This window comes from Rhizobium sp. AN5 (assembly GCF_900215255.1).
Lineage (GTDB): Bacteria > Pseudomonadota > Alphaproteobacteria > Rhizobiales > Rhizobiaceae > Agrobacterium > Agrobacterium tumefaciens.
Window position 1 is genome coordinate 1,084,280 of record NZ_OCMJ01000004.1, and the last position, 21,816, is coordinate 1,106,095.

A 21,816-nucleotide genomic window follows, 5' to 3' on the forward strand; every position below is an offset into this window, starting at 1 on the left:
AGTCTTATGTTTGGCGGGGGGCGCGGGTCTTTACATCCGCGCCCCCCGCATTTATTTGAGCTACCAGTTTAAATGAAGGCGAAGAACCAGCGAAATGCGCAATGAAACTGTGAACGTAGTCGACGAAATCAAGCAGGCCATAAGCCTGCTGAGGAGGCATCTTTGACTGGGACCAGGCGATAAGACGACTGGACTGGTTGAATAACAAGGCAGAGGACCCGACCCTCTGGAACGATGCCACCGAAGCGCAGAAACTGATGCGCGAGCGCCAGCAGCTGGATGACAGCATCAATGGCGTGAAGGCGCTTGAGCAGCAGCTCAAGGACAATGTCGAGCTGATCGAACTCGGCGAGATGGAAGGCGACGACGAGATCGTCAAGGACGCCGAAGATGCGCTGAAGGCGCTGAGGAGCGAGGCGAACCGCCGTCAGGTGGAAGCCATGCTTTCCGGTGAGGCTGATAGCAACGATACCTATCTCGAAGTGCATTCCGGCGCCGGCGGCACGGAAAGCCAGGACTGGGCCAACATGCTGTTGCGCATGTATACCCGCTGGGCCGACCGCGAAGGCTTCAAGGTGGAAGTGCTGGAAGTTCATGACGGCGAAGAGGCCGGCATCAAGTCCGCCACGATCCTCGTCAAGGGCCACAATGCCTTCGGCTGGTTGAAGACGGAATCGGGCGTACACCGCCTCGTCCGCATCTCGCCCTATGACAGCAATGCGCGTCGCCATACATCGTTCTCTTCCGTCTGGGTTTACCCAGTGGTCGATGATTCGATCCAGATCGACATCAACGAGAGCGATTGCCGCATCGATACCTATCGTTCGTCCGGTGCAGGCGGCCAGCACGTCAACACCACCGATTCGGCCGTGCGTATTACCCACATACCAACCGGTATTGCCGTGGCCTGCCAGCAGGAGCGTTCCCAGCACAAGAACCGCGCCAAGGCGTGGGACATGCTGCGCGCCCGCCTTTACGAGGTGGAGCTGCAAAAGCGGGAAGATGCGGCAAACGCCCAGGCCGCATCCAAGACGGATATCGGCTGGGGCCACCAGATCCGCTCCTACGTTCTGCAGCCCTACCAGTTGATCAAGGACCTGCGCACCGGCGTGGAAAGCACCGCACCCGGCAACGTGCTGGATGGCGATCTGAACCAGTTCATGGAAGCGGCCCTCGCGCACCGCATCAGCGGCGGCGCAGACGTGGAAGTGGCTGATATCGACTGACGCGTCACAGCGTCGCTTGAAAAAATCACCCCTCGCAACCCATTGCGAGGGGTTTTTCGTTGGAGGAGATGCATGAAACAGGCGCTTTACATCGTCGACGTTCAGCCTAGCTTCAATCCGCCGGCTGCGCTGGTGGCGGACATATCCGCGCTGGCCGCCACCATGCCAAGCGTTGCCAGCGTCGAGCGCCATGATGAAAGCGTCACGCCTTTCGAGCGGCAACTCGGCTGGAAGCCGGGCAGGGACGACTGCTCGCTGGTTGCGGCGGACTGGATTTTCATAAAGCACGGCTACGCGCCGCCAAGGGCGGCTATCGACCACCTCCTGTCTCTAAAGCTCGACAGGGTGCTGGTCTGCGGCATTCAGGCCGATACCTGCGTGCTGGCTGCGGGTTTTGCCCTGTTCGATGCGGGGCTTCATCCCACGCTTCTGCCATGGCTGACGGTGGGCTCCAGCCTCGATCGCAGCGGCGAACTCGGCGCCAGACTATGGAAACATCATTTCGGCGCGGTTCTGGCCGGGCCGCACGAGCTTAACGCGTAGAGAATTTCCAGTAAAACTGCGTATAATCAAAGAGGTAGAGAACCTAGAACGATTCCGTTCAAACCGACGTGCCCTTGCCCTCAGTTCGAGGCCTTTTCGATCTTCATCTCCCCGAGCTCATCGATCAGGATCGTCCAGCTTTCCGCTTCCCTGATCTGCGGATCGGTTTTCAGATAGACGGTCACGAACAGGCCGGGCGAGGCCGATGCACCGTTCGAGCTTTCGGGGCGAATATCCGTGACGTAGGACTTCATCTGGCTGAACTCTTCCAGCTCGATGTTTTCGAGAAGGTTCGGTCCGTTTGCGGTAGTGGCGATGCGCTGCAGATAGACTTTAGCGGTGCCATCGCCCTGGCGGATTGCAATCACCTTGTAATAACCGCGTGTGGGCGTCGCCGGCGGCGGCCGCATCTGGCCGTCAGAACCTTTCACCGGCTCAAGATTATGCTCTTCCCACATGCCGCTGCTGACAACGAAGATCGCCGAAACCGGCAAGTTGTCGATCGCCTCCGTTTGCGCCCGCACGGGAAGCGCTGTGGCGGCGAAAATGAGGGCGGCGAGAAGAGGTTTTTTCAGGGGCATGGCCATCATCAGTGGTTGGCGTCAATTGTTGAATTGTTCGGCGAGAACGCGGTCTGACCAGGAACGGTCCGGGTCCGAGAGAATTCTGGCCGTCCTGTCCTGCGATTGCGCAATCCGCACATGCCGTACGGACTTCACCTCCGTATGGTCGGCGACCGCGTTCACCGGACGCTTGTCGCGCTCCAGAACATGAATATCGACCGTCACCTTGTTCGGCAAAAGAGCACCGCGCCAACGCCTTGGCCGGAAGGCGCTGACGGGTGTGAGCGCCAGAAGCGGTGATTCCAACGGCAGGATCGGTCCATGGGCTGAGAAATTATAAGCTGTCGATCCCGCCGGTGTCGCAACCATCATGCCGTCGCAAATCAACTCTTCAAGCCGCGTCTTGCCGTCCACCTCGACACGAAGCTTGGCGGCCTGATGAGATTGCCGGAACAGGCTGACCTCGTTCATGGCAAGCGCCGTAAATTCATCGCCGTCGGAATCCGTCGTCGTCATGCGCAGCGGATGAAAATCATTGCCGGTCGCCACCGCAATACGCTCGACCAGGCCGTCTACCCGGTAGTCGTTCATCAGAAAGCCGACCGATCCCCGGTTCATGCCATAGACCCGCTTGCCGGAATTCATCGTTTCGTTGAGAATTTGCAGCATGAAGCCATCGCCGCCGAGCGCCACGATCACTTCCGCCTCGTCGAAGGGCGTGTTGCCGTAAGCGCCTTTCAGCTCCTCCAGCGCCCTCTGCGCCTCCTCGGTTGTGGAGGCCACGAAGGATAGTGAACAGTTAGAATGCGACATTCGCTTCCCTCGGCAACGACGCATACCGGAATCGATATGCGGACGATGCTGTAACCTGTTGAAGCAGCTAACAATCTCCAAACGTCGATAAAACGGTCGATCGCAAGCAACAAGACGCATCCTTGGTACATGAAGACGGCAGCAGGCGACAAGGCCTTTCCGGCGGACAGGCGTTCGCAGCAGGCGCGTTTGCCCGCGTGCGGTCCACAGCTTCTTGGTTTCCGGCCTTCGACAAGGGTTGCGATGCGGCGCGACGTGAGGCAACTTGCGCGAAACAAGCGGAACGGCGAGTGGCAGGAGACGGCGTGGTGCTGAATTACAATATCTACGATGTCTTTACCGAGACCAAAATGGCGGGAAATCCGCTGGCGGTCATGTATGACGCAGATGGCCTCGACCAAGTGACGATGCAGGCGATAGCCAGAGAAATGAACCTCTCCGAGACCGTTTTCGTCAACCGCTCGGGCAACCCGGCCCACGCGGCTTCGCTGCGTATCTTCACGCCTTCAGGCGAGTTGCCTTTCGCGGGCCACCCGACTGTTGGCGCAGCGATCGCGATTGCCGAGCGCAATCGCAACGAAGGTGATGACGATATCGATATGGTCTGTGTGCTGGAGGAAAAGGTGGGTCCGGTCCGCTGTGCGGTAAAAATGCGCGCCGGTGCGGTCAGCTTCGCCGAATTCGATCTGCCGCGCAAATCGTCCCGCGTCACACTGCCGCTCGATCATACCGCACTTGCCGATGCGCTGGGCGTGAGCGAAGGCCATCTCGGCTTTGAGAACCATGTACCGTCGATCTGGACGGCCGGTGTGCCGTTCCTGCTCGTGCCGCTGCACAATATTGCCGCTATCAGCGAAATGGATTTCGACGCCAATCTCTGGCTGCGCACCGCACCGCTGGTGGAGGGGCGCCTGACGGCGGCCTATATCTACTGTCGCGGCGGCGTCAATCACGCGGCAAAGTTCCATGCCCGCATGTTTTCCCCGGAAATGGGGATTTCGGAAGACCCCGCCACCGGTTCCGCCGCCGCCGCCCTTTCCGGCGCAATCCATCATTTCGACGGCCTGACAGACGGTCACTATCCGCTGTTGATAGAGCAGGGCGTGGAGATGGAACGTCCTTCCCACATCCATCTGCGCATGGACATCAAGGACAACGAAATCGCCCGCGCCCGCATCGGTGGCCACGCGGTCCGTGTAGCATCGGGTACGTTCGAGATTTGATTTCAACGTGAGCGACTGAACTACAGTCGAAAAGCCGCCTGTCTACCAAAACGAAAAACCCCGGCCATGACCGGGGTTTTATTGTTTCTGGTCTTAACCAGAGATCAGTTGAACCGACCCGCCGCATGGGCAAGCATCGTGTAGACCTTGCCGGTATCGGAGGTGAGGTAGGACTGGGTGACTGTCCGGTCACGGTCCGTGCGGGCGACATCAGCGAGCAGCTTTTCGAAATCGGTGATGTAGCGGTCCACAGCGGTGCGAAACTCGGCTTCCCGCTCGTATTTGCGCTTGATCTCGTCAAACGTCGTCTGGCCCTTCAGCGTATAGAGGCGACGGGTGAAGACGTCGCGTTCGCCGCGCTGGTACCGGCGCCACAGTTCCACCGACGCATCGTGGTCGATCGCGCGGGCGATGTCGACGGACAGCGAGTTCAGCGATTCCACCATGTGACGCGGATTGCGGGTGTCGGCAGCACGGGTCGGCTGCTGATCGGCGCTTGCGCGGGGTGCGGAAGCGGCGGCCGATTCCTGCGAGGCACCGCGCAGAAGATCGCTGATCCAGCCACCGCCTTCTTCGCGGCGTGCGGCAGGCGCCGCAGCCGCCTGGGACGGGGCAGGCGCCTGACGGTTTTCGACCTGGCGGTTCTCAAGCGGCAGGGTGCCACGCAAGGCGGGTGCGGCTGCCGGCTGCGGCTGAGCCGGACGTGGTGGCTGTACCGGCGCGGCTGCTGCCGGCTGAGGACGCGTCTCGACGCGGCGTTCAGCGGCAGGCTGGGTCGCTGCAATGGCGCGGGCGACGGGTTCGGAGACTTCCATCTGTTGGGTCGAGCGTCCGACAAGCTGGGAAATATCCTGCAGGGCCTTGATCTGCTCGGAAACGGCGCGGCGCATCGCTGCGGCGCTTTCCTTGGCCTCTTCCGGCAGGTCGAACGCGCCGCGCTTCAGTTCGGCACGGGTCGCATCCAGCTCGCGGCGGATATCGTGGCTGGAGCGGCGGATTTCGTCCGTCGCGCCGGCAAAACGGCTGACAGCTTCCTCAACTGCCTGACGCAGCGTTTCCTTGAGGTTGGCGGCGGCGGCATTCGATTTTTCCGAGGCACTGCCGAGCAGGTTGTCGACTTCCGAAAGCGAGGATTCGACACCGCCACGCAGGCGGTTGACCAGCTCGTCGGAATATTTCTGCGCGTCGGAAAGCGTGCTTTCGATCGAGCGGCTGGCATCCTGACCAGCGGCGAGCAGGGCGCCCCGCATGGTCTGTGCTGCCGAGCGGGCGCGCTGTTCCGTCTCGTCGAGCGAGCGGCCGATATCGGAGAAGGATGCCTGCAGATTGTCACGCAGGTTGCCGGCGACGTTCTGCGAACGCTCCTCGGCCTCGTTGAGTGTGGTTTCCACCACGCTGACGACGCCGCGCATGGCGGTTTCAATTTCCTCGGAACGCTTGACGAGGCCGACGGACAGGCTGCGAAGTGCATCCTGACGCTCTTCCAGCGTACCGACAAGGCTCGACTGCGCGGCATTGAGCAGTTCAGACGCCTGGCTCAGCACCTTCGAATGTTCCTCGAAACGTCCGACGATGCCGGCAACCTGCGCCAGTGTCTGGCCGGAAATATTCGACAGACGATCGATCTTTCCTTCGAGCAGACGGCTGGAGCTGGACACCATGTCGGCGGCCTGCGAGGCGGATTCGGAGAAGCGGGTGGCCGATGCGTTCAACGCTTCGTCGGCCGTGCCGAATTCCTGCGCGGCGCGCTCCACCGCAGAGTTGAAGTTGTTTGCCGACTTTTCGACGATTTCGGCCATGCTGTTGTGGGTCTGCGACAGCATATCCGTGCTCTGGCGCGTGGCGGCGACGAGCTTGTTTGCCACATCGCTGCCCGTGCGGGTGTATTTGTCGATACCTTCTTCGACGGCGTCGGCCATGGCCGTATGCGTCTGCGACAGCATGTCCGTGCTCTGGCGGGTTGCCGCGACAAGCTTGCTTGCTGCGTCGGTTCCGGCATTGGCATAATCGCTGATCGCCTGTTCCACCATGCCGACCATGCCGCTGTTGCTCTGCGACAGAAGTTCGGCGCTCTGCTGGGCGGCGGAGACGATCTTTTCGGCGGCTTCGCGACCGATGGTAGCGTATTCGTCGACGACAGGCTTTGCCTTCTCTTCGATCAGGCGCGACAGTTCAGCAGAACGGCTGGCCAGCATCGAGTTGAGTTCGCGGGTGCGGTTGTCCAGCGCCGAGCGGATGGATTCGCCGCGCGCATCGAGAGCGGATTCGACACCGGTCAGGGTCTCGGAAATGACGCCCACCTGCGAGCGTACGACCGCTTCGGCCTCGGCAACCTTGTTGACGATGATGTTGCCCGCCTCCGAGAAGGTCTGGGCAACAGCTGCCGCCTGGCCGGACAGGCGTGTCTGTGCATCCGAGATGCGGTTGACGATCTCGCCGGAGCGTTCTTCGATCGCCTTGGTGAAGGCGTCGTTCTGCGCCTGCACCTGTTCGGCGAATTCCGAGCCGGTTTTCGCAAGCAGGGCAGTGGAACGAACGGCTTCGTCGTCGATGCTCTGGGTGGCGGAAATGACCGCGCCACGCAGGCCGACCGCGAGCTCGCTCGCCTTGCCTTCGATGGTGCGGTTGACGTTTTCGAGGCCGATCGTCAGCGCGCGGTCCATGGTGCCGAGGCGTTCATCGATGCGGGCCGAACCGGCATCGAAGGTTTCCGCCAGACGGCTGGTGCGACTTTCGAAGGTGTCGGCAACCCGTATCGTCTGCTCGTCCAGAATGCCGGTGATACGCTGAGCCGCATCGTCGCTGGTACGGGCGAAGGCGGCTGTCTTGTCTTCCAGCGCGTCGGCAAAGCGACGTCCGGCATCCTCGATAGAGGTGTTGACGTTGCCGAGATCGCTCGACACACGCTCCTGCAGCGCACCGAGCGAAGTTTCGATGCGGGTGCCGGTCTCGTCGAGCCTGCCCGTGACGCTTCCAATCGAGGTTTCGATCCGCGAGGAGAGCGCATCGGTCGCACCGCCAATTTCGCGGGCGGCCTCACCGATCTTGACGGCAATATCGCCGGCGCTGTTGCGAAGACGCTGTTCCAGCGTGGCTGCACTGCCGTCTATGGCCTTCTGCAACGTCTCCTGCTGGGTTTCGAGCGAGAGTTCGAGCATGCTGGCGCTGGATGCAACGGTGGTGCCGATCATCATCGCCTGTTCGGAGAGCATGTCGCCCATCTGGGTCGTGGCAGAGCTCAAGGTCGCGGCGATATCCGCCTGGCGCTGCTCGAGCGCGGTACGGATGTCCTCATGCGATTGCGAGAGGTTGTTTTCGAGGCGGGAGACGCCTTCTTCCACCGTCTGCGCAAAACGGCTGCTGCCGTCTTCCACGACGCTTTCGATGCGGTTGGCCGCGCCGGAGACGCTCTGCTCGATCAGGCTGCTATTGCGCTCAAGCGAGCCGGCAATGCGTTCGGCCTGCGAACCGAGCATGGTCTCCAGCCGCTCGTGGCCGCTGGCAAGTGCGTTTTCAAGCGTGAAAGCCGTCGATTCCAGTCGCTGGCCGACGCCTGCGGCCGCAAGCGAAAGTGATGCGGTTCTGGCATCCATCGCCTCGGAGATACGCTCCTCAACGCCGGAAATCGTCATGTCGAGCGCCATGGTGCGGCTGTCGAGTGCGTCCGCGATGCGTTCTTCCGCACTGGAGACAATGCCGGAAAGGGCGGCAGTGCGGCTGTCCAGAGCATCGGCAATACGATCTTCGACCCCGGAAACCGCCGAGTGAAGCGCAGCAGTGCGTCCGTCGAGGATATCGGCGATCTTTTCCTCGACACCGGAGAAGCTCATGTCGAGCGCCATGGTGCGGCTGTCGAGCACGTCCGTGATCCGCTCTTCCGCGCCGGATACGACGTTTTTGAGCGAAGCCGTGCGGCTGTCGAGTGCGCTGGCAATGCGGGTCTCGGCACCGGCCACCAATTCGCCAAGAACGGCGGTGCGGGTATCGAGCGCTTCGGTAATTTTTTCCTCGGCGCCGGAAAACGCCATGTCGAATGCCATGGTGCGGCTGTCGAGTGCATCCGCAATGCGTTCTTCAACGCCGGAGACGACGGCATTAAGCGCTGCCGTGCGGCCATCAAGCGTTTCCGCGATACGCGTCTCTGCACCGGCCACCAATTCGCCAAGGACGGCGGTGCGGGTATCGAGTGCTTCGGTAATTTTTTCCTCGGCGCCGGAAAACGCCATGTCGAGTGCCATGGTGCGGCTGTCGAGTGCATCTGCGATGCGTTCTTCAGCCCCCGAAACGACGGCGTTAAGCGCTGCCGTGCGACCATCAAGCGTTTCCGCGATCCGGCTCTCGGCACCGGCAACCACGTCGCCGAAGGTGGACGTGCGGCTGTCGAGTGCCCCCGCAATCTTCTCTTCGGCACTTGCGACAATGCCGGTCAGAGCGGAGGTGCGGTTGTCGAGCGTTTCCGACAGCCTCTCCTCGACATTGGCGAAGGTCATGTCGAGCGACAGCGTGCGGCTGTCCATCGTGTCGGCGATGCGTTCCTCTACGCCTGAAATGGCGCTGGAAAGAGCGGCCGTGCGGCCATCCAGCGTCTCGGCAATACGGTTTTCCGCACCGGATACGACGTCGTGCAGGGCAGCCGTGCGGCTTTCCAGCGTATCGGAAATGCGGTCCTCGATGCCGGAAACGGCGCCGGTGATGGCGGCGGCGCGGGTTTCGAGCGTTTCCGAAAGACGGCGCTCGACATCAGCAACGACGCTGTTGATTGCGGCTGCACGTTCATCGAGCATCGCGGCAAGACGTTCCGCCGTGCCGGAGACCGATCCGGTAATGGCCAGCGAACGGCTGGCAAGCGCCTCGTCGAAACGGTCCTGGCTTGCCGAAAGTGCGCCAAACAGAGCATTGCTGCGCTCCGCCAGCACGCCGTCGATCTTCTCGTGCGAATTGGCGAAGGCATCGGTGATTTCAGCGGTGCGCTGGCCGATTGCGTCGCTGAACGCGCGGGTACGGGTCTCAAGCGCACTTTCGAGCATTTCCTGGCCGGTGCCCAAGGCAGTTGCAAGTGCAAGCGACTGATCGGTCATGGTATTGCCGATGCGCTCAAGTCCGCTGGTCAGCATGGTGTCGAGGGCTTCGGAGCCACCGGCAACGGTTTCGTTGATCCGGGCGAGGCTCTCCATCAGCTTGCTATCGAGGCTGCCGGCGCGCTGGTCGAAGGCACTGGCAAAATCCGCCACATGTTCGTCGAAGGCGGAGTTGACCTGGCCGACCGTCGCCTGCAGGCGTTCTTCATAGAGGCCGGAGCGAAGATCGAGATCCATGATCGCATCATCGGCCGTGCTTTGCAGGCTCTGGCGGAAGGACAGGCCTTTTTCTTCAAGCGTCGTGGACAGCTTGTCGAGCACGTTATCCAGCGACCCACCGATGATCTGCTGGCCGCGATCGATATTGCGGTTGAGTTCGAGCGTGCGGGTGGACAGCGTCTCGTTGAGCTGGCGGGTGCGTTCCTCGAGTGCGCTGTTGAGGCTTTCCGCGCCGCTGTCCAGCGTCGAGGCGTGGATCGCGAAGCGTTCCAGCAGCACTTCGCCGCGCTCGTCCAGCGTCGAGGTGAGGTTGTGCAGACGCATGTCGAATTCGCTCGACAGCGTTGAGCCCGAGGAATTCAGTGCCTGAAGCAGATTTTCGGTCTTGGCGGCAATCAGGCTGCCCATCGCTTCGGTCGAGGCGCGCGATTTTTCGAGCAGCGCGGCCGAGCGTGTGTCGATCATCGAGGCGAAGGCCTCGCCGGTGGTGGAAAGCCGCATCGAAAGCTCTTCGCCGACGATGGAAAGCTCTTCCTTGATCTGTTCCTGCGCGCCGACAATGGAGGAGCGGATGCGCTCCGCATGGTTGACGATGGCGTCGCGCTCGGCGCTCAGTTCCTGCACGAGGCTGCGCACGCGCAATTCATTGTCTGCATAGCTGCGCTCAAGCGCGTTGACTTCAGAATGGACGAGCGTTTCGAGTTCCGTCGCGCGGGCAATGGTGCGCTCGATGCCATCGTTCATGGCCGAGACTTCGCGGCGAACCGCCTGGCCGACGGACATGATCCGGTCGGAGGCGACAGTTTCGGGTTCGGCAAGACGAAGGGCGACTTCTGCCATCGACCGGGCAGCGTTGCGCAAATCGCGGGCACGCGCCATCATGATCGCGAAGGCGAAGAACAGCATGATCGGAACGACGATGCCGACGACGATCGCCATCAGCCCAGGTATTGCGGCGAGGTCGGCAACCGAGCCGATGTTCCAGAGTGCGCTGCCGTAGATAAGATGCGCGATGCCGAGGCCGCCGAGCGCCCAGATCACCGACATGATCGTCGCGTTTCTGAGCGCGCCGCCGATGGAGCCGCCTTCGAGCGATTTCAGGATCATGGCCGGGCTGCGCTTGGAGCCGTCGTTGGCAGCTTCCAGATTGGGGGATTTGGGCGCCTGTTCGACAGGCGCGCGCGCGGCCTCGGGAGCAGGGGGCTGTCTGCTTGCTTCCTTCAATCTGGCCTCCGGCTGCTTTGGCGCTGTCGTCTTCCGCGATTCCGGCTTGTCTTCGAAAGCACCAAGCTGCAGGGCGTCTTCCAACGCCTGAAATGCAGTCTCGTCGACAGAGTCGCTGATCTTGTTATTCGCCATGCGGTTACGCCTCGTTACACATACGCCCGGCTTCATGCCGTTTGACCATCTGCGACCCGCAAATGGACTGCCGCCATCATGCCAGCGGAACATTATCCCGTTAAAGAGAACAATTCCGCCATTACCAATCCCGAATTGCTGGTGGTCCAGCTTTCGGGCGAAATTACATCACTGTGCCGGAATAACAAAGCTTGAGCATAAGCCTCGTCGGAGCGGCAGTACCGTAGTGACACATTTAGGTGTTCGAAACAATTAATGCGGGTTTGCCGCAGCAGCGAAGTGTCGGCTTTTTAACAGTTTTTAAACCTGAGTTTCACGCTGAACGCCTTGTTTCACATAAGTTTAACATAAATTAACCATAGCAGAAGATTTTCGCCCGCGTCACGCCGTAATTTAAGCTGATAGCACCGGCTTCAATGCGTAAATACGACACAGATGTGACACGAAACAGGAAACGGCGAGACAAAGGAATTTCAGATATGGCAGCCGTCAGTATTGCTTTCGAAGCTCCGGATAATTTTGGTGGTGCGCCGGCCGCCGCGACAAGACCAATCGATTTCGAACATCTCGCCCGCCAGACGATGGGCGACAAGGAACTTGAAATCGAGGTGCTGCAACTCTTCAGCCGTAACGCCCGTGCTGCCCTGCATGAAATGGCCGGCGCTGACGACAAGACCGTCAAGGCAACCGCCCATCGTCTGAAGGGGGCCGCGCAGGCGGTTGGTGCCTCCACCGTTTCCACGGCGGCGGCGGCAGTGGAGGACAAGGGCAACGATAGCGCGGCCGTAGCCAGACTTGCGGCAGCGATTGTCGAAGCGGAGAACTTCATCCTCAAGCTCTGCCGTTAAGGCGAATCCAGTCTGTTTTACAGGGCCGGTTGCGCTTGGCGCCTGCGAGAAGCGGGTTGCCAAGGCGAACCGGCCTTTCTATGTGTTTGTTTAGAACAGTTCTTAGACACCATTTTGGATCTCCGGCATGACAAAACTGACCATTGTTGCCTTTGACGGCACGCCCCATGAACTCGACGTAAGCAACGGTTCCACCGTCATGGAGAATGCCGTGCGCAACTCCATACCCGGCATCGATGCGGAATGCGGTGGCGCCTGTGCCTGTGCGACCTGTCATGTCTATGTGGATGACGCATGGGCGGAACGCGTCGGCGGGCCCGAGCCGATGGAAGAGGACATGCTGGACTTCGCCTTCGAAGTACGCCCGACCTCGCGTCTTTCCTGTCAGATCAAGATGAAGGACGAGCTTGACGGTCTTGTCGTTCACGTTCCCGAACGTCAGGGCTGACGGCAAGCCGCATTATACGCCACAGAAAAAGCCCCGCTCACCTGTTAGCGGGGAGCGGGGCGAGGCGGGTACGCAGCATGCAAGCGAGGGAGGAAACACCTGCGAGCCTCAAGTGCGCACCGGGAGAACCGGAGGTGGTTTCAAACGCCGGACCCCTGCGGATCACCACCGTTAAAACCATATGAACAAGCTACAATGAGTCTCGGCGACCGCACCATGACGAGAAGTCACGGGTGATATCGAACATGACGTAACGTCATGTTCGCGTTGCGTTTCGCGTCTAGGGGGGTACGGGGCGAAAGGCTGCTCAGCGCCGGTTCTGGCCCTGTTCGATCCGGTTCTTCAAAAGCCGGGTCATGCGCGCGTCGAAGTTTTTGGATTCCACGATATCGAAGCGCAACTGATCCTTGTCGTGCTCGTCCATGACGGTCTGGGTAATCTTGCCGACCATTGCCTGCAGCGTTTCACAGTCTTTTTGCGGACGAAGCGCCGTCAGTTGCCTTTCAAGCGAGCGGGCATGGCTGCGGGCGATTTCCGCGTGCCGTTCCTCGTGGCGCTTGATATCTGCAAGCAGCGTATCCCAAATGAAGGCCAGTTCCGCCGTGGTGCGGCGGCGGTTTTTCCATTGCGGCAGGAGGATACGGGTGTTCAGCAACACCTTGGTGCTTCCAACGCTGCACATGCCGTTTTTCTCGACATAGGTGAGTTCGCCGCCGAATTTGATCTCGGTGGCACCGGGATGGCGCGCGCCGGTGTTGCGCGTCAGCGGGCCGTGCTTGGAAAGCTGCTTGTCGAGGTCAGCGGCGGTTTTACCGTTGATCGAAAAATAGGAATAGGTCTTGCTGACGATGGTTTCGGAAAAGGCCGATCCGGGCATGGAAAGGGCTAATGCGCCAGCGAAAACGGCGCAAAGAGCACGTGAAGATATGGTCATAACCCGGCCTTCCGGTTGAACTTGAAAAACGTTTGCTGCATAGGCGGAGCGGAACTTATAAGAATTGGCATAACACTCCGTTATTCCCGAAAGGCGCGTGTTACGTGATAACAGCCGGCAGCAATGTGTGGCAAGCGGCCCATGGTCGCTCCCTGAAACTTGATGGACGTGGCCGTATTATGGCCATCGTCAATGCGACGCCCGATTCCTTTTCGGATGGCGGCCGTTATCTTGCCGTTGATGCGGCTTTTTCCCATGCCCTGACCTGTGTCGAGGAGGGGGCGGATATCATCGATATCGGCGGCGAATCCACCCGCCCGGGCGCTGCCGAGGTGACCGAGGGTGAGGAACAGGATCGCGTGCTGCCGGTTATCGAACGGCTGCGTCGCGAGACGGATGTCCTGATTTCCGTCGACACCTACCGCGCATCCACGGCAAGGCTGGCGATCGAGGCGGGCGCCCATATCGTCAACGATGTTTTCGGCCTGCAGAAGGACGGGAACATGGCGGGCGTGGTTGCCGCCGCGCGCGCGGGCGTCTGCATCATGCATACCGGGCGCGACAGGCAGAAGCGCGCCGATGTCATCGAGGATCAGTTCGAATTTCTCAATCGTTCGCTCGAGATCGCGGAAGATGCAGGAATCGCCCGCGACGCCATCGTGCTCGATCCCGGTTTCGGTTTTGCCAAGGACGAGCGTGAAAATGTCGAGCTGATGGCGCGCTTTGGCGAACTTGCCGCGTTCGGCCTGCCTGTTCTGGCCGGGACGTCGCGCAAGCGGTTCATCGGGTCGCTGACGGGCAGGGATGCGGCCCACGAACGCGATATCGGAACAGCAGCGACGACAGTGATCCTCAGGCTGGCGGGTGCCGCGATTTTTCGCGTGCACAATGTCGCCGTAACACGCGATGCGCTGGCAATTGCCGACGCGGTTCTTGCCAAAGCGTCGGCAAGGCCCGATGCATAGATCAATAAATGCCGGAGTGCCGCATGCCTTAAAAGAGGCCGGCTATTCCGGTATAACCCCCGCCATGGAGGCGATGCGATGAGCCGCTACACCATTATTCTGAAAAACTGTTCCTTTTTCGCCCGTCATGGCCTTCTCGAGCAGGAGGAGGTGCTGGGCCAGCGCTTTTTCGTCGATGCCGAGATGGAGGTTGAAGCGGGTGATGCGCTCGAAACCGACGATATCGAAAATACCGTCGATTATGGTGTCGCCTTCGCCGTTATCGAAAAGATCGTCGTCGGCCAGCGCCGTTACCTGATCGAGGCCCTCGCGAACGATATCGCCAAGGCCCTGCGCGCGCGTTATCCGCAGATTGTCTGGCTGCGTATCACGGTTCGCAAGCCCTCTGCGCCGGTTCCCGGCATTCTCGACTATGCGCAGGTGAGTGTTGAACACCGTGCCTGACAGGATGACAGTTGCTGCATTAGGCCTTGGCGGGAATATCGGTGACCCAGCCGCTGCGATGGCCAGAGCCTTGCGCGAACTGGATGCGCACAGCGATTGCCGGGTGCTGTCTGTCTCCCGGCTTTATCGCACGCCGCCCTGGGGCAAGACGGACCAGGCGGATTTTTTCAATTGCTGTGCGCTGGTCGAAACCTCGCTTTCAGCACCCGCGCTGTTGCAATTGTGCCTCGATATCGAAAAGGGCATGAAACGGGTCAGAACGGAGCGCTGGGGGCCACGCACCATCGATATCGACGTGCTGACCTATGGTAATGATGTTGTCGTTACGGAAAGCATTGAAGTGCCGCATCCGCGCATGACGGAGCGCGCTTTCGTGCTGATGCCGCTAGCCGATATCGCGCCCGATCTCGATGTCCGGGGCAAGCCCGTGCGGGAATGGCTGCGGCAGGCGGATAAAACCGGCATCATCAGCGCAAACGAAAAACGGGAGTGGTGGACACTCCCGCTTGGCGATGGCTGAAAAGATCGCAGGTTTTACGGCTTGATCGAACCGACGGCGATCTGGTCGATGTCGCGCGCGAGTGTGACGCCGATAACCGGGATCATCTGGTCGGCGACCTTGACGGAAATGGTGATGTTCATCGAATTGTCGTTCGACACGCGGGCGACCATGGCACCGTTGAGCTTGGCGCGATTGATGCCTACAACGACCTTGTCGCCGCTAACCTGCCCGGAAATGATGTCCAGTCCCTTGCCTTCGGCGCCGTCGAGGAACTTGCCCTCGTAAGAGCCGCCCTTCTGGCTGATGACCGCGGACATGGGCTGGCTGAAGACGCCGACGCGGCAGGTGCCGGCGAGCTTGATGCCTGTCTGCTTGTCGTCGAGCGGCTCGCCCGTCAGGTCGCAGGTGAACTTGGTGCCCTTGTACTTGCCGGCGACGATTTCGCCCGGACCTTTCCAGCTTCCGGCAACGGAGCGGAAAAACACGTCGTCGCGATCGCGCGATGCGGCATGGACGTCAGACAGGCCAAAGCCACCGCTGACGGACAATATGGCGGCAAGTCCGCCCACAAGCGAAAAGAAGCGCGAATACATGATACTTTCCCCGGCGAAGAAGCCTGTTCGATAAGCGGCAATCTACCGGCGGAATGGTTAATGCTTGGTTTATTTCGGCTTTATTTACAGCTTCGTCCGTAACCTTTTGAGGCGTACAAGTCCGGCTGATCAGGCTTTTTGACCGGTTTTTCCGCCACCAAGATCGGGCGTGAGGTCAGACATGAAATCACCTATGCCCGGTCGCTTCACCGCCTTGAAGGGTAGCGGGCGGCACAGATCCATCGCCGCAATACCGATTCGTGCCGTCATCAGACCGTTGATGACACCTTCACCCAGGCGTGCGGAGAGTTTTGAGGCAAGCCCGTGACCGAGAACCTGCTGGGCAAGCCCATCACCGACGGCGATCGAACCGGTGACCGCGAGATGGGCGACGACGTCACGCAAAAGCCTGAGCATGCCGAGCGTGCCCGGCCGGCCGCCGTAAAGTTCCGCCATGGCGCGCACCAGCCTTGTCACCTCGAACAGCACATAGGCGAGATCGACCACGGCGCGTGGGCTGACGGCGGTAACGACGGAGACGCGTTTGGAGGAGTTGAGGATCAGCGCGCGGGCTTGCCGGTCGAGCGGCACCAGCAATTCGCGTTCGGCAAGCTCGATCAGATGCGGCCCGTCGATCACGTCGTTTTCGGTATCCTTGAGGGCGGCGCGCCCCTTGGCCGTTTCGGCGCGGTGGGAGAGAACCGCATTGAGCCGGGTGACGATGGCGCGGGCGGGTTTCGGGCTCTTGTCGAGGCTGGCCGTCTCCGCATCAGCTTTCAGCGATTGAACGGCGTTGAGCCGCATGATGCCGAACACTTCTCGTCCGACCAGAACGAGGACGGCAAAAAGCGCGACAAGGAGGGCAATGCTCGCCGTGTAACCCAGCCAGTCGGAGCGGGAAAAGAGATTGCGGATAAGCTGGTCCGCCCAGAGCCCGAAGGCGAGCGAGAACAGCACGCCGAGTGCACCAAGCGCGAGCTTGCCGATGGAGAAGCGGCTTTTCTTCGGCACGGCCACCGGCAATGCGGCGGCATCCGTCTCTTCAGGTGCTAAAAATGGATCATCCTCATCGGGCGTCAGGGAAATCTCGGTGTCGAAGCTGCGCGGTGCGCGTTTTTGCGCGACGGTTGGCCGTGCCGCTTCTTCGGTTTCGAGCGTGAAAGCCGCCGGGCGGCGTGCCTGCGGATCGTTTGGTGTGGGAGCCTTCATGCGAGCTTGTCTCCAAACAGGAACTGCATGGCGCGGTCGAGCCTTATGTGGGGAACGGAAAGCCGGATGCCGCCGCTGCCCGGTTCATCGATATTGGGCGGGCGGAAACGCACGACATTGACGTCCGGCAACGTCGCCTTGTCGCCATCCCTGTCGATGCTGCGGAAAAGTGGCTCCGGGTCTTCAGGCAGGTCGCCGGGAAAGATCGCCGTTTTGCGGTTGCCGTCAAATATCTCGCCGTTGATGGTTTCACCCGCCATCGGCGTACCGACGATGACCGGAAGCTCGTGACCGTCCTGGCGTACGCTTGCTTCCCGCGTGGCGCGCACGGAAGCCAGCGCCATGACCTCAATGCCGGCGCCATTCATGCCGATGGTGGTGATGGCGCGGTCCACCAGACGGCGGGTCAGCCGTTCTAGCCGGTCGTGGCTTTCATGATGCAGGTGGTCGGCCTTGGTGGCGGCAATCAACACCTTGTCGATGCGTCGGCCCAGCAGCGATGACAAAAGACTGTTGGTGCCAGGGCGGAAACAGGCGAGAACATCGCCCAACGCCCGCTCCAGATCCTGCACCGCCTCCGGGCCGCGATTGACCGCCTGCAGTGTATCGATCAGCACGATCTGCCGGTCGAGGCGGGCGAAATGTTCGCGGAAGAAGGGTTTCACCACGATTGCCTTGTAGGCGTCGTAGCGCCGCTCCATCATGGCGCGCAGCGAGCCCTTTGGTGCCTTGTCGTCTGTCAGGCCCGGCAGGGGCGCAAAGGTCAGCGCCGGTGATCCTTCGAGATCCCCCGGCATCAGCAGACGGCCTGGCGGCAAGGTGGAGAGCGATCGCTCGTCGGATTTGCAGGCCTTCAGATAGGCGGCGAAGCTTTCCGCGAGGCGTCGCGCCGTCATCTCGTCGGCGGGCGCATTGATGTCGAGCGAGGAGGCTATTGCCAACCATTCCTGCGCGAGTTCGGCGCGGATGCCATTTTGCGCGAGCGCGACGGTGCTGTCGCTGAAGCTCTTGTAGTCCTGCGAAAGCAGCGGCAGGTCGAGCAGCCATTCGCCGGGATAATCGACGATATCGATGGAGAGCTTGCCTGCGGAAAACCAACGGCCCCAACCGCTGGCGCTCTGGTAGTCGAGCGTGATCCGCAGTTCAGAGATTGCCCGTGTCGAATCCGGCCAGAGCCTGTCGCGTACCAGAGCCTGAATATGGTCCTCATACTGAAACCGGGGAATGGCATCGTCCGGTTGCGGCTCCAGACGCACATTCGAGACGCGCCCGGACCGCATGGCCTCAAACAGCGGCAGACGACCGCCATTCAGAAGATTGTGGACGAGCGAGGAGATGAAAACCGTCTTGCCCGCCCGCGAAAGACCGGTGACGCCAAGCCGCAATGTCGGATGTGTAAGGGTGCTCGCACGGTCGGCCAGATTGTCGAATGCGATGAGCGCACTGTCTGTCAGGGACGTAAGAGAAGGCGGCAATGGCAGTTTCCCAGCTATTTTTCACGGTCACAGCTGCAATATAGGAAGGGGCGGCTGCCCAAAAAAGAAGCGCGCCAATGGATTTTCAGCGGGCCTGGCTTCGGCAACGCATTGGTCGCACGCTGCTGCTGCTATTTGCCGGGCGAGAGAAAATCGACCAGCCGCCAGCGATTTTTACCGTTCCCGGCACTGTCGTCGTGATCGAGAACCGCAAGACCCGATGTCGGAAAACCGGAGGGCAGGGCGGCATGCAGCAGGTCCTCGCCGATCATCGCCTCCAGCGTCGCCTCCATTGTGGGGTTGTGCCCGACCAGCATCACGGACTGTGCGTCCGTTTGCGCGGCGATGAGGGAGAGATAGGTTTCGCTGCGCGCATTGTACATATCGTCGATATAGACGATGTCGATGCCCTCGTTGAAGGCCCGCTGCCAGGCCTGCGTGGTCTGCCGGCAGCGCGTGGCCGTGGAGGACAAGAGCACGTCCGGGCGGTAGCGCCGGTCGGCGGCAAGGTCGGCGATGATCTCCGCCTCGGCAAAACCGGCCTCGTTCAATCCCCGGTCGAAATCGCGTTCTCCCGGTGCCGCCCAGGCGGCCTTGGCGTGGCGCAAAAGATACACTCGGCTCGGAGAAGATGCTGTCAAGGGCGGGGACCGACGTTCGAATGGGAGGCAATGGAGGAATGCTACAGGATAGGGTTGCAGGACCGCAAGTCCTCTTTCCTGTTGGTAAGTCGCGTTTAAGTGATTTAAGAAGAGATCGCTTGAATACGAATAAAGGATAAAAATTAGTCATTTAGATGATTTTTGTGTCAGTTTTAAAAAATGCCTGAAAACTGATCTGTAGACTTGAATCAGCCTATATCATTGGAGTATACACCGCCGCATTGAGATGTTCTTCGAGGAGAATCGCGTTGAGTGAGAAGATCGATCTTAGCAAATATGTGCTCTCGGAAGACGACGAGTTCATGAATGCAAACCAGCGTGCCTACTTCCGCGCGAAGCTGGTCGCCTGGAGAAACGACATCCTGAGAGAAGCGCGCGAGACCCTCGGACATCTCGCCGAAGAAAGCGCCAACCATCCCGACCTAGCCGATCGGGCATCTTCGGAAACTGACCGGGCGATCGAACTTCGCGCCCGCGACCGCCAGCGCAAGTTGATCTCAAAGATCGACTCTGCCCTTCAGCGGATTGACGACGGCACTTACGGTTACTGTGAAGAAACGGGTGAGCCTATTGGCCTCAAGCGTCTGGACGCCCGCCCGATAGCGACGCTGTCCATCGAGGCGCAGGAACGTCACGAGCGTCGTGAAAAAGTCTACCGTGACGAATAAGGCGTAGCGTTGTTCAGGGCGCTTCGGCGAGCCGGCCAACGAACAGAACCAAAATGACAAAGGGCACGGATTTGTTTCCGCGCCCTTTTTTTGTTTTGAATTCTGTCTGCCGACAGATGTGAACCTGTCAGCGGTCGCGGGTAACGGAAAGTTCGCCGAAAATACGCGCCATTTCCTTCTGCATGTCGCCATCCGGCGTTGCACCGGTAACAGGCGGCGAGACGGGTTCGGTTTTTGGCTTTTCCGCAGCAGCGGCGATTGCCTGTTCGCTATCCGCATCCTTGCTCTTGGCGATCTCCGCCTCAAGAAAGCTTTCGAAATCGCTGGCAAGGTCATCGGAAAATTTCGGCTCGGCATTAGCGGAGACGACGGGCGGATTTTCGGGCTTTGGCGCAAAGGGCGCAGGCGGCGCATCTTGCCCCGGTTTCAGGCCGGGTAGAACGCGCTCGCGTGCGGCATCCAGAAAATCTGCGGCATTCGATTGGTCGATGACCGGTTCGCGCGCGGCAACAACCGGCGGGGCAACAACCGTCGGCCGTTCTTCAGGAGCCGTTGCCTGGACAGGCGGTGCGGGCGGCGCCGAGGGTAGAGGAGCCGGCACGAAGGGATCAGGGCGTCGCTGTTCCGGTCGCTCAGCGGGCATGTCGAGTGATGCGGCGGCGAGAGGCAGAACAGCGGCGGCCGGTGCCGCAATGACCGATGCCGGTGGTGGCGCAGGACGGGTAACATCCCTTTCCGGGGCGGCTGGTCTAATCGGCGCAACGGGCTCGCGTGCCGTCATGGGCGTGGATACCGGTTGCGGCGGCGTAGACGGACGTGGTGGCAGCGATGCGGACGGTGCAGGGGCGGGCGCCGGGCGAGCAGCCGGGGCGGGCGGTTCCGGCCGCTGCGGCTGCTTTACGGGTTCTTCCGGCAAGGAGGCTGGAGATGCCGCTGCAATTGGCTGCTGTGGCAAAGCAGGGCGGCTTTCGCGAGGGATCGGCGGTTCAGCCCTTTTAGGTTCGCTGTCCTGACGCGGCAGCGCCTTAAGTTCAGCTTCCTGCGGTTCGCGCACTTCCCTGACGATTGGGATCGCGCCGATACCACTCTCGATGACGATATCCGTGGGGCCGCCAATCATGACAAGATGCTCGACATTGTCGCGGCGCACCAGCACCAGACGGCGCCGGGCGTCTACCGCCGTCGCATCGAGAACCTGCAAGCGCGGCTGCCGGTTGCGACCGCCACGGATAAACGGGGCCGCGCCGCCGCGCCTGCGCAGGATCCAGAGAACAATTGCCAGAACAAGCAGGGCGAGACCGACACCGACGACGGCGACGATGAGATTGTTTCCATAGGTGCCGATAAAATCTTCCATCATGGAGATCATCCCTTCAGATTTTTTCGTGCAATTAATATTGCCGTGGTTCTTATAATGTGAACGTCAAGCAGGAAAAGACGATTTTTTTAAGCGTGATACAAGGTTTATTCATTTCGTCCCCCAGGATCGCTTCATAGGATCGTCTCGTCAGCCGACCGGGCGTCACCAAAGCGCCATATCTTTCCCTTCAATGCCGGGGAGCAATGAAGGTTGCAATTCTCTCTTCGATGGAGCGATTGTAAATGCTTGCGAAATTGCTCGTTGACGGGCTTCCGGTAAGAGTTTTCATTTTTGTTGTTTTATTTGGATTGCCGGGATTTGTTTTTTCCGCTCAGGCCGCGACGGCGGATGACAAGGCGTCCGACAATCCTGCGAACATGATTGAGTTCGTAAGAGACAATCCATCCTGTATCGATTTCACGGATGGATGCTCGGTTTGCACGGTTGCGGATGGCAATATCGTCTGCTCCGCGCCGCGCATTCAATGCCAGGTTAAAGCGCTGACCTGCAGCCGCAAAATAGGCTTCTGAGGCATTTGCGCCTCTTTAGGGCCGTTTCTCTGTGCGATTTTAAGCCTTTGTGGTGCAGCGGAGCTTTTTGACGGTCAAGCGAGTTGCTACAAGAAATTCTGCTGCCCGATTCCGTTGAGGAAATAGGGCTGACCGAATGACGACCTGCAGGACT

The 21,816-nt window shown here is 60.4% G+C and carries 19 protein-coding genes; 10 read left to right on the plus strand and 9 right to left on the minus strand.

The annotated features are described in order from the left end of the window. Positions 1–94: 94 nt before the first annotated feature. Positions 95–1,226 (plus strand): peptide chain release factor 2 gene (prfB, locus tag CRP02_RS17765; RefSeq protein WP_179784059.1). Its coding sequence is split into 2 segments (ribosomal slippage): positions 95–163 and positions 165–1,226, totalling 1,131 coding nucleotides; the frame shifts between segments, so codons are not numbered across the junction. 72 nt (positions 1,227–1,298) lie between these two features. Continuing rightward, positions 1,299–1,769 carry a cysteine hydrolase family protein gene (locus CRP02_RS17770; protein ID WP_003512771.1) on the plus strand — a complete coding sequence of 157 codons (471 nt, stop codon included), beginning with the start codon at positions 1,299–1,301 and terminating at the stop codon, positions 1,767–1,769. A gap of 80 nt (positions 1,770–1,849) precedes the next feature. On the opposite strand, the gene CRP02_RS17775 is transcribed toward CRP02_RS17770, so the two are convergent. Beyond that, positions 1,850–2,350 (minus strand): hypothetical protein, encoded by a 501-nt coding sequence (locus CRP02_RS17775; RefSeq protein ID WP_097172831.1) that lies wholly within the window; start codon positions 2,348–2,350, stop codon positions 1,850–1,852. A 21-nt stretch (positions 2,351–2,371) separates the two neighbouring features. Next, positions 2,372–3,145: an NAD kinase gene (locus CRP02_RS17780; protein WP_097171850.1), complete on the minus strand. Its 774-nt coding sequence runs from the start codon at positions 3,143–3,145 to the stop codon at positions 2,372–2,374. A 305-nt stretch (positions 3,146–3,450) separates the two neighbouring features. Between CRP02_RS17780 and CRP02_RS17790 the strand changes: the two genes are divergently transcribed. Then, the gene (locus CRP02_RS17790; RefSeq protein ID WP_035251764.1) at positions 3,451–4,368 is read left to right on the plus strand and encodes a PhzF family phenazine biosynthesis protein; all 918 of its coding nucleotides are present in this window, start codon (positions 3,451–3,453) and stop codon (positions 4,366–4,368) included. 104 nt (positions 4,369–4,472) lie between these two features. On the opposite strand, the gene CRP02_RS17795 is transcribed toward CRP02_RS17790, so the two are convergent. Beyond that, positions 4,473–11,024: a hypothetical protein gene (locus tag CRP02_RS17795; RefSeq protein WP_097171852.1), complete on the minus strand. Its 6,552-nt coding sequence runs from the start codon at positions 11,022–11,024 to the stop codon at positions 4,473–4,475. Positions 11,025–11,503: 479 nt separating this feature from the next. Between CRP02_RS17795 and CRP02_RS17800 the strand changes: the two genes are divergently transcribed. Both CRP02_RS17800 and CRP02_RS17805 read left to right on the plus strand, forming a co-directional pair. Then, a complete protein-coding gene (locus CRP02_RS17800) occupies positions 11,504–11,872 on the plus strand; it encodes an Hpt domain-containing protein (protein WP_003512780.1) in 369 nt (122 codons plus the stop codon). A gap of 127 nt (positions 11,873–11,999) precedes the next feature. Further along, on the plus strand, positions 12,000–12,320 hold the full coding sequence (locus CRP02_RS17805) for a 2Fe-2S iron-sulfur cluster-binding protein (RefSeq protein ID WP_003512782.1): 321 nt from the start codon (positions 12,000–12,002) through the stop codon (positions 12,318–12,320). A gap of 307 nt (positions 12,321–12,627) precedes the next feature. Here CRP02_RS17805 and CRP02_RS17810 read toward each other — a convergent pair whose 3' ends face one another. Next, complete coding sequence (locus CRP02_RS17810) at positions 12,628–13,254, minus strand: DUF922 domain-containing Zn-dependent protease (RefSeq protein ID WP_097102390.1); 627 nt, start codon at positions 13,252–13,254, stop codon at positions 12,628–12,630. A gap of 179 nt (positions 13,255–13,433) precedes the next feature. Between CRP02_RS17810 and folP the strand changes: the two genes are divergently transcribed. From folP to folK, 3 genes are all read left to right on the plus strand, one after another. Continuing rightward, positions 13,434–14,219 carry a dihydropteroate synthase gene (gene folP, locus CRP02_RS17815; protein ID WP_097171853.1) on the plus strand — a complete coding sequence of 262 codons (786 nt, stop codon included), beginning with the start codon at positions 13,434–13,436 and terminating at the stop codon, positions 14,217–14,219. Positions 14,220–14,297: 78 nt separating this feature from the next. After that, on the plus strand, positions 14,298–14,663 hold the full coding sequence (gene folB, locus CRP02_RS17820; RefSeq protein ID WP_003502532.1) for a dihydroneopterin aldolase: 366 nt from the start codon (positions 14,298–14,300) through the stop codon (positions 14,661–14,663). 4 nt (positions 14,664–14,667) lie between these two features. Beyond that, complete coding sequence (gene folK, locus CRP02_RS17825) at positions 14,668–15,183, plus strand: 2-amino-4-hydroxy-6-hydroxymethyldihydropteridine diphosphokinase (RefSeq protein WP_097171854.1); 516 nt, start codon at positions 14,668–14,670, stop codon at positions 15,181–15,183. Between the two features lie 14 nt (positions 15,184–15,197). Here the strand turns inward: folK and CRP02_RS17830 are convergent, their stop codons facing one another. The 4 genes from CRP02_RS17830 to CRP02_RS17845 form a co-directional block, all read right to left on the minus strand. Continuing rightward, entirely contained in the window at positions 15,198–15,758 is a 561-nt protein-coding gene (locus CRP02_RS17830; RefSeq protein WP_097102397.1) for a hypothetical protein, read from the minus strand. A gap of 129 nt (positions 15,759–15,887) precedes the next feature. Beyond that, positions 15,888–16,967 carry a YcjF family protein gene (locus CRP02_RS17835; RefSeq protein ID WP_097171855.1) on the minus strand — a complete coding sequence of 360 codons (1,080 nt, stop codon included), beginning with the start codon at positions 16,965–16,967 and terminating at the stop codon, positions 15,888–15,890. Further along, entirely contained in the window at positions 16,964–18,442 is a 1,479-nt protein-coding gene (locus CRP02_RS17840) for a YcjX family protein (protein WP_097171856.1), read from the minus strand. Before CRP02_RS17840 ends, CRP02_RS17835 begins: the two co-directional genes overlap by 4 nt. 131 nt (positions 18,443–18,573) lie before the next feature. Beyond that, positions 18,574–19,050: a histidine phosphatase family protein gene (locus CRP02_RS17845; RefSeq protein WP_323455373.1), complete on the minus strand. Its 477-nt coding sequence runs from the start codon at positions 19,048–19,050 to the stop codon at positions 18,574–18,576. Positions 19,051–19,352: 302 nt separating this feature from the next. Here CRP02_RS17845 and dksA point away from each other — a divergent pair, with 302 nt between their 5' ends. Beyond that, positions 19,353–19,772 (plus strand): RNA polymerase-binding protein DksA, encoded by a 420-nt coding sequence (gene dksA / locus CRP02_RS17850; RefSeq protein ID WP_003512796.1) that lies wholly within the window; start codon positions 19,353–19,355, stop codon positions 19,770–19,772. A gap of 127 nt (positions 19,773–19,899) precedes the next feature. On the opposite strand, the gene CRP02_RS17855 is transcribed toward dksA, so the two are convergent. Further along, positions 19,900–21,141, minus strand: coding sequence for a flagellar biosynthetic protein FliO (locus CRP02_RS17855; RefSeq protein WP_179784060.1), 1,242 nt, complete (start codon positions 21,139–21,141; stop codon positions 19,900–19,902). A gap of 233 nt (positions 21,142–21,374) precedes the next feature. Here CRP02_RS17855 and CRP02_RS17860 point away from each other — a divergent pair, with 233 nt between their 5' ends. Continuing rightward, entirely contained in the window at positions 21,375–21,662 is a 288-nt protein-coding gene (locus tag CRP02_RS17860) for a hypothetical protein (RefSeq protein ID WP_097171858.1), read from the plus strand. Positions 21,663–21,816 lie beyond the last annotated feature (154 nt).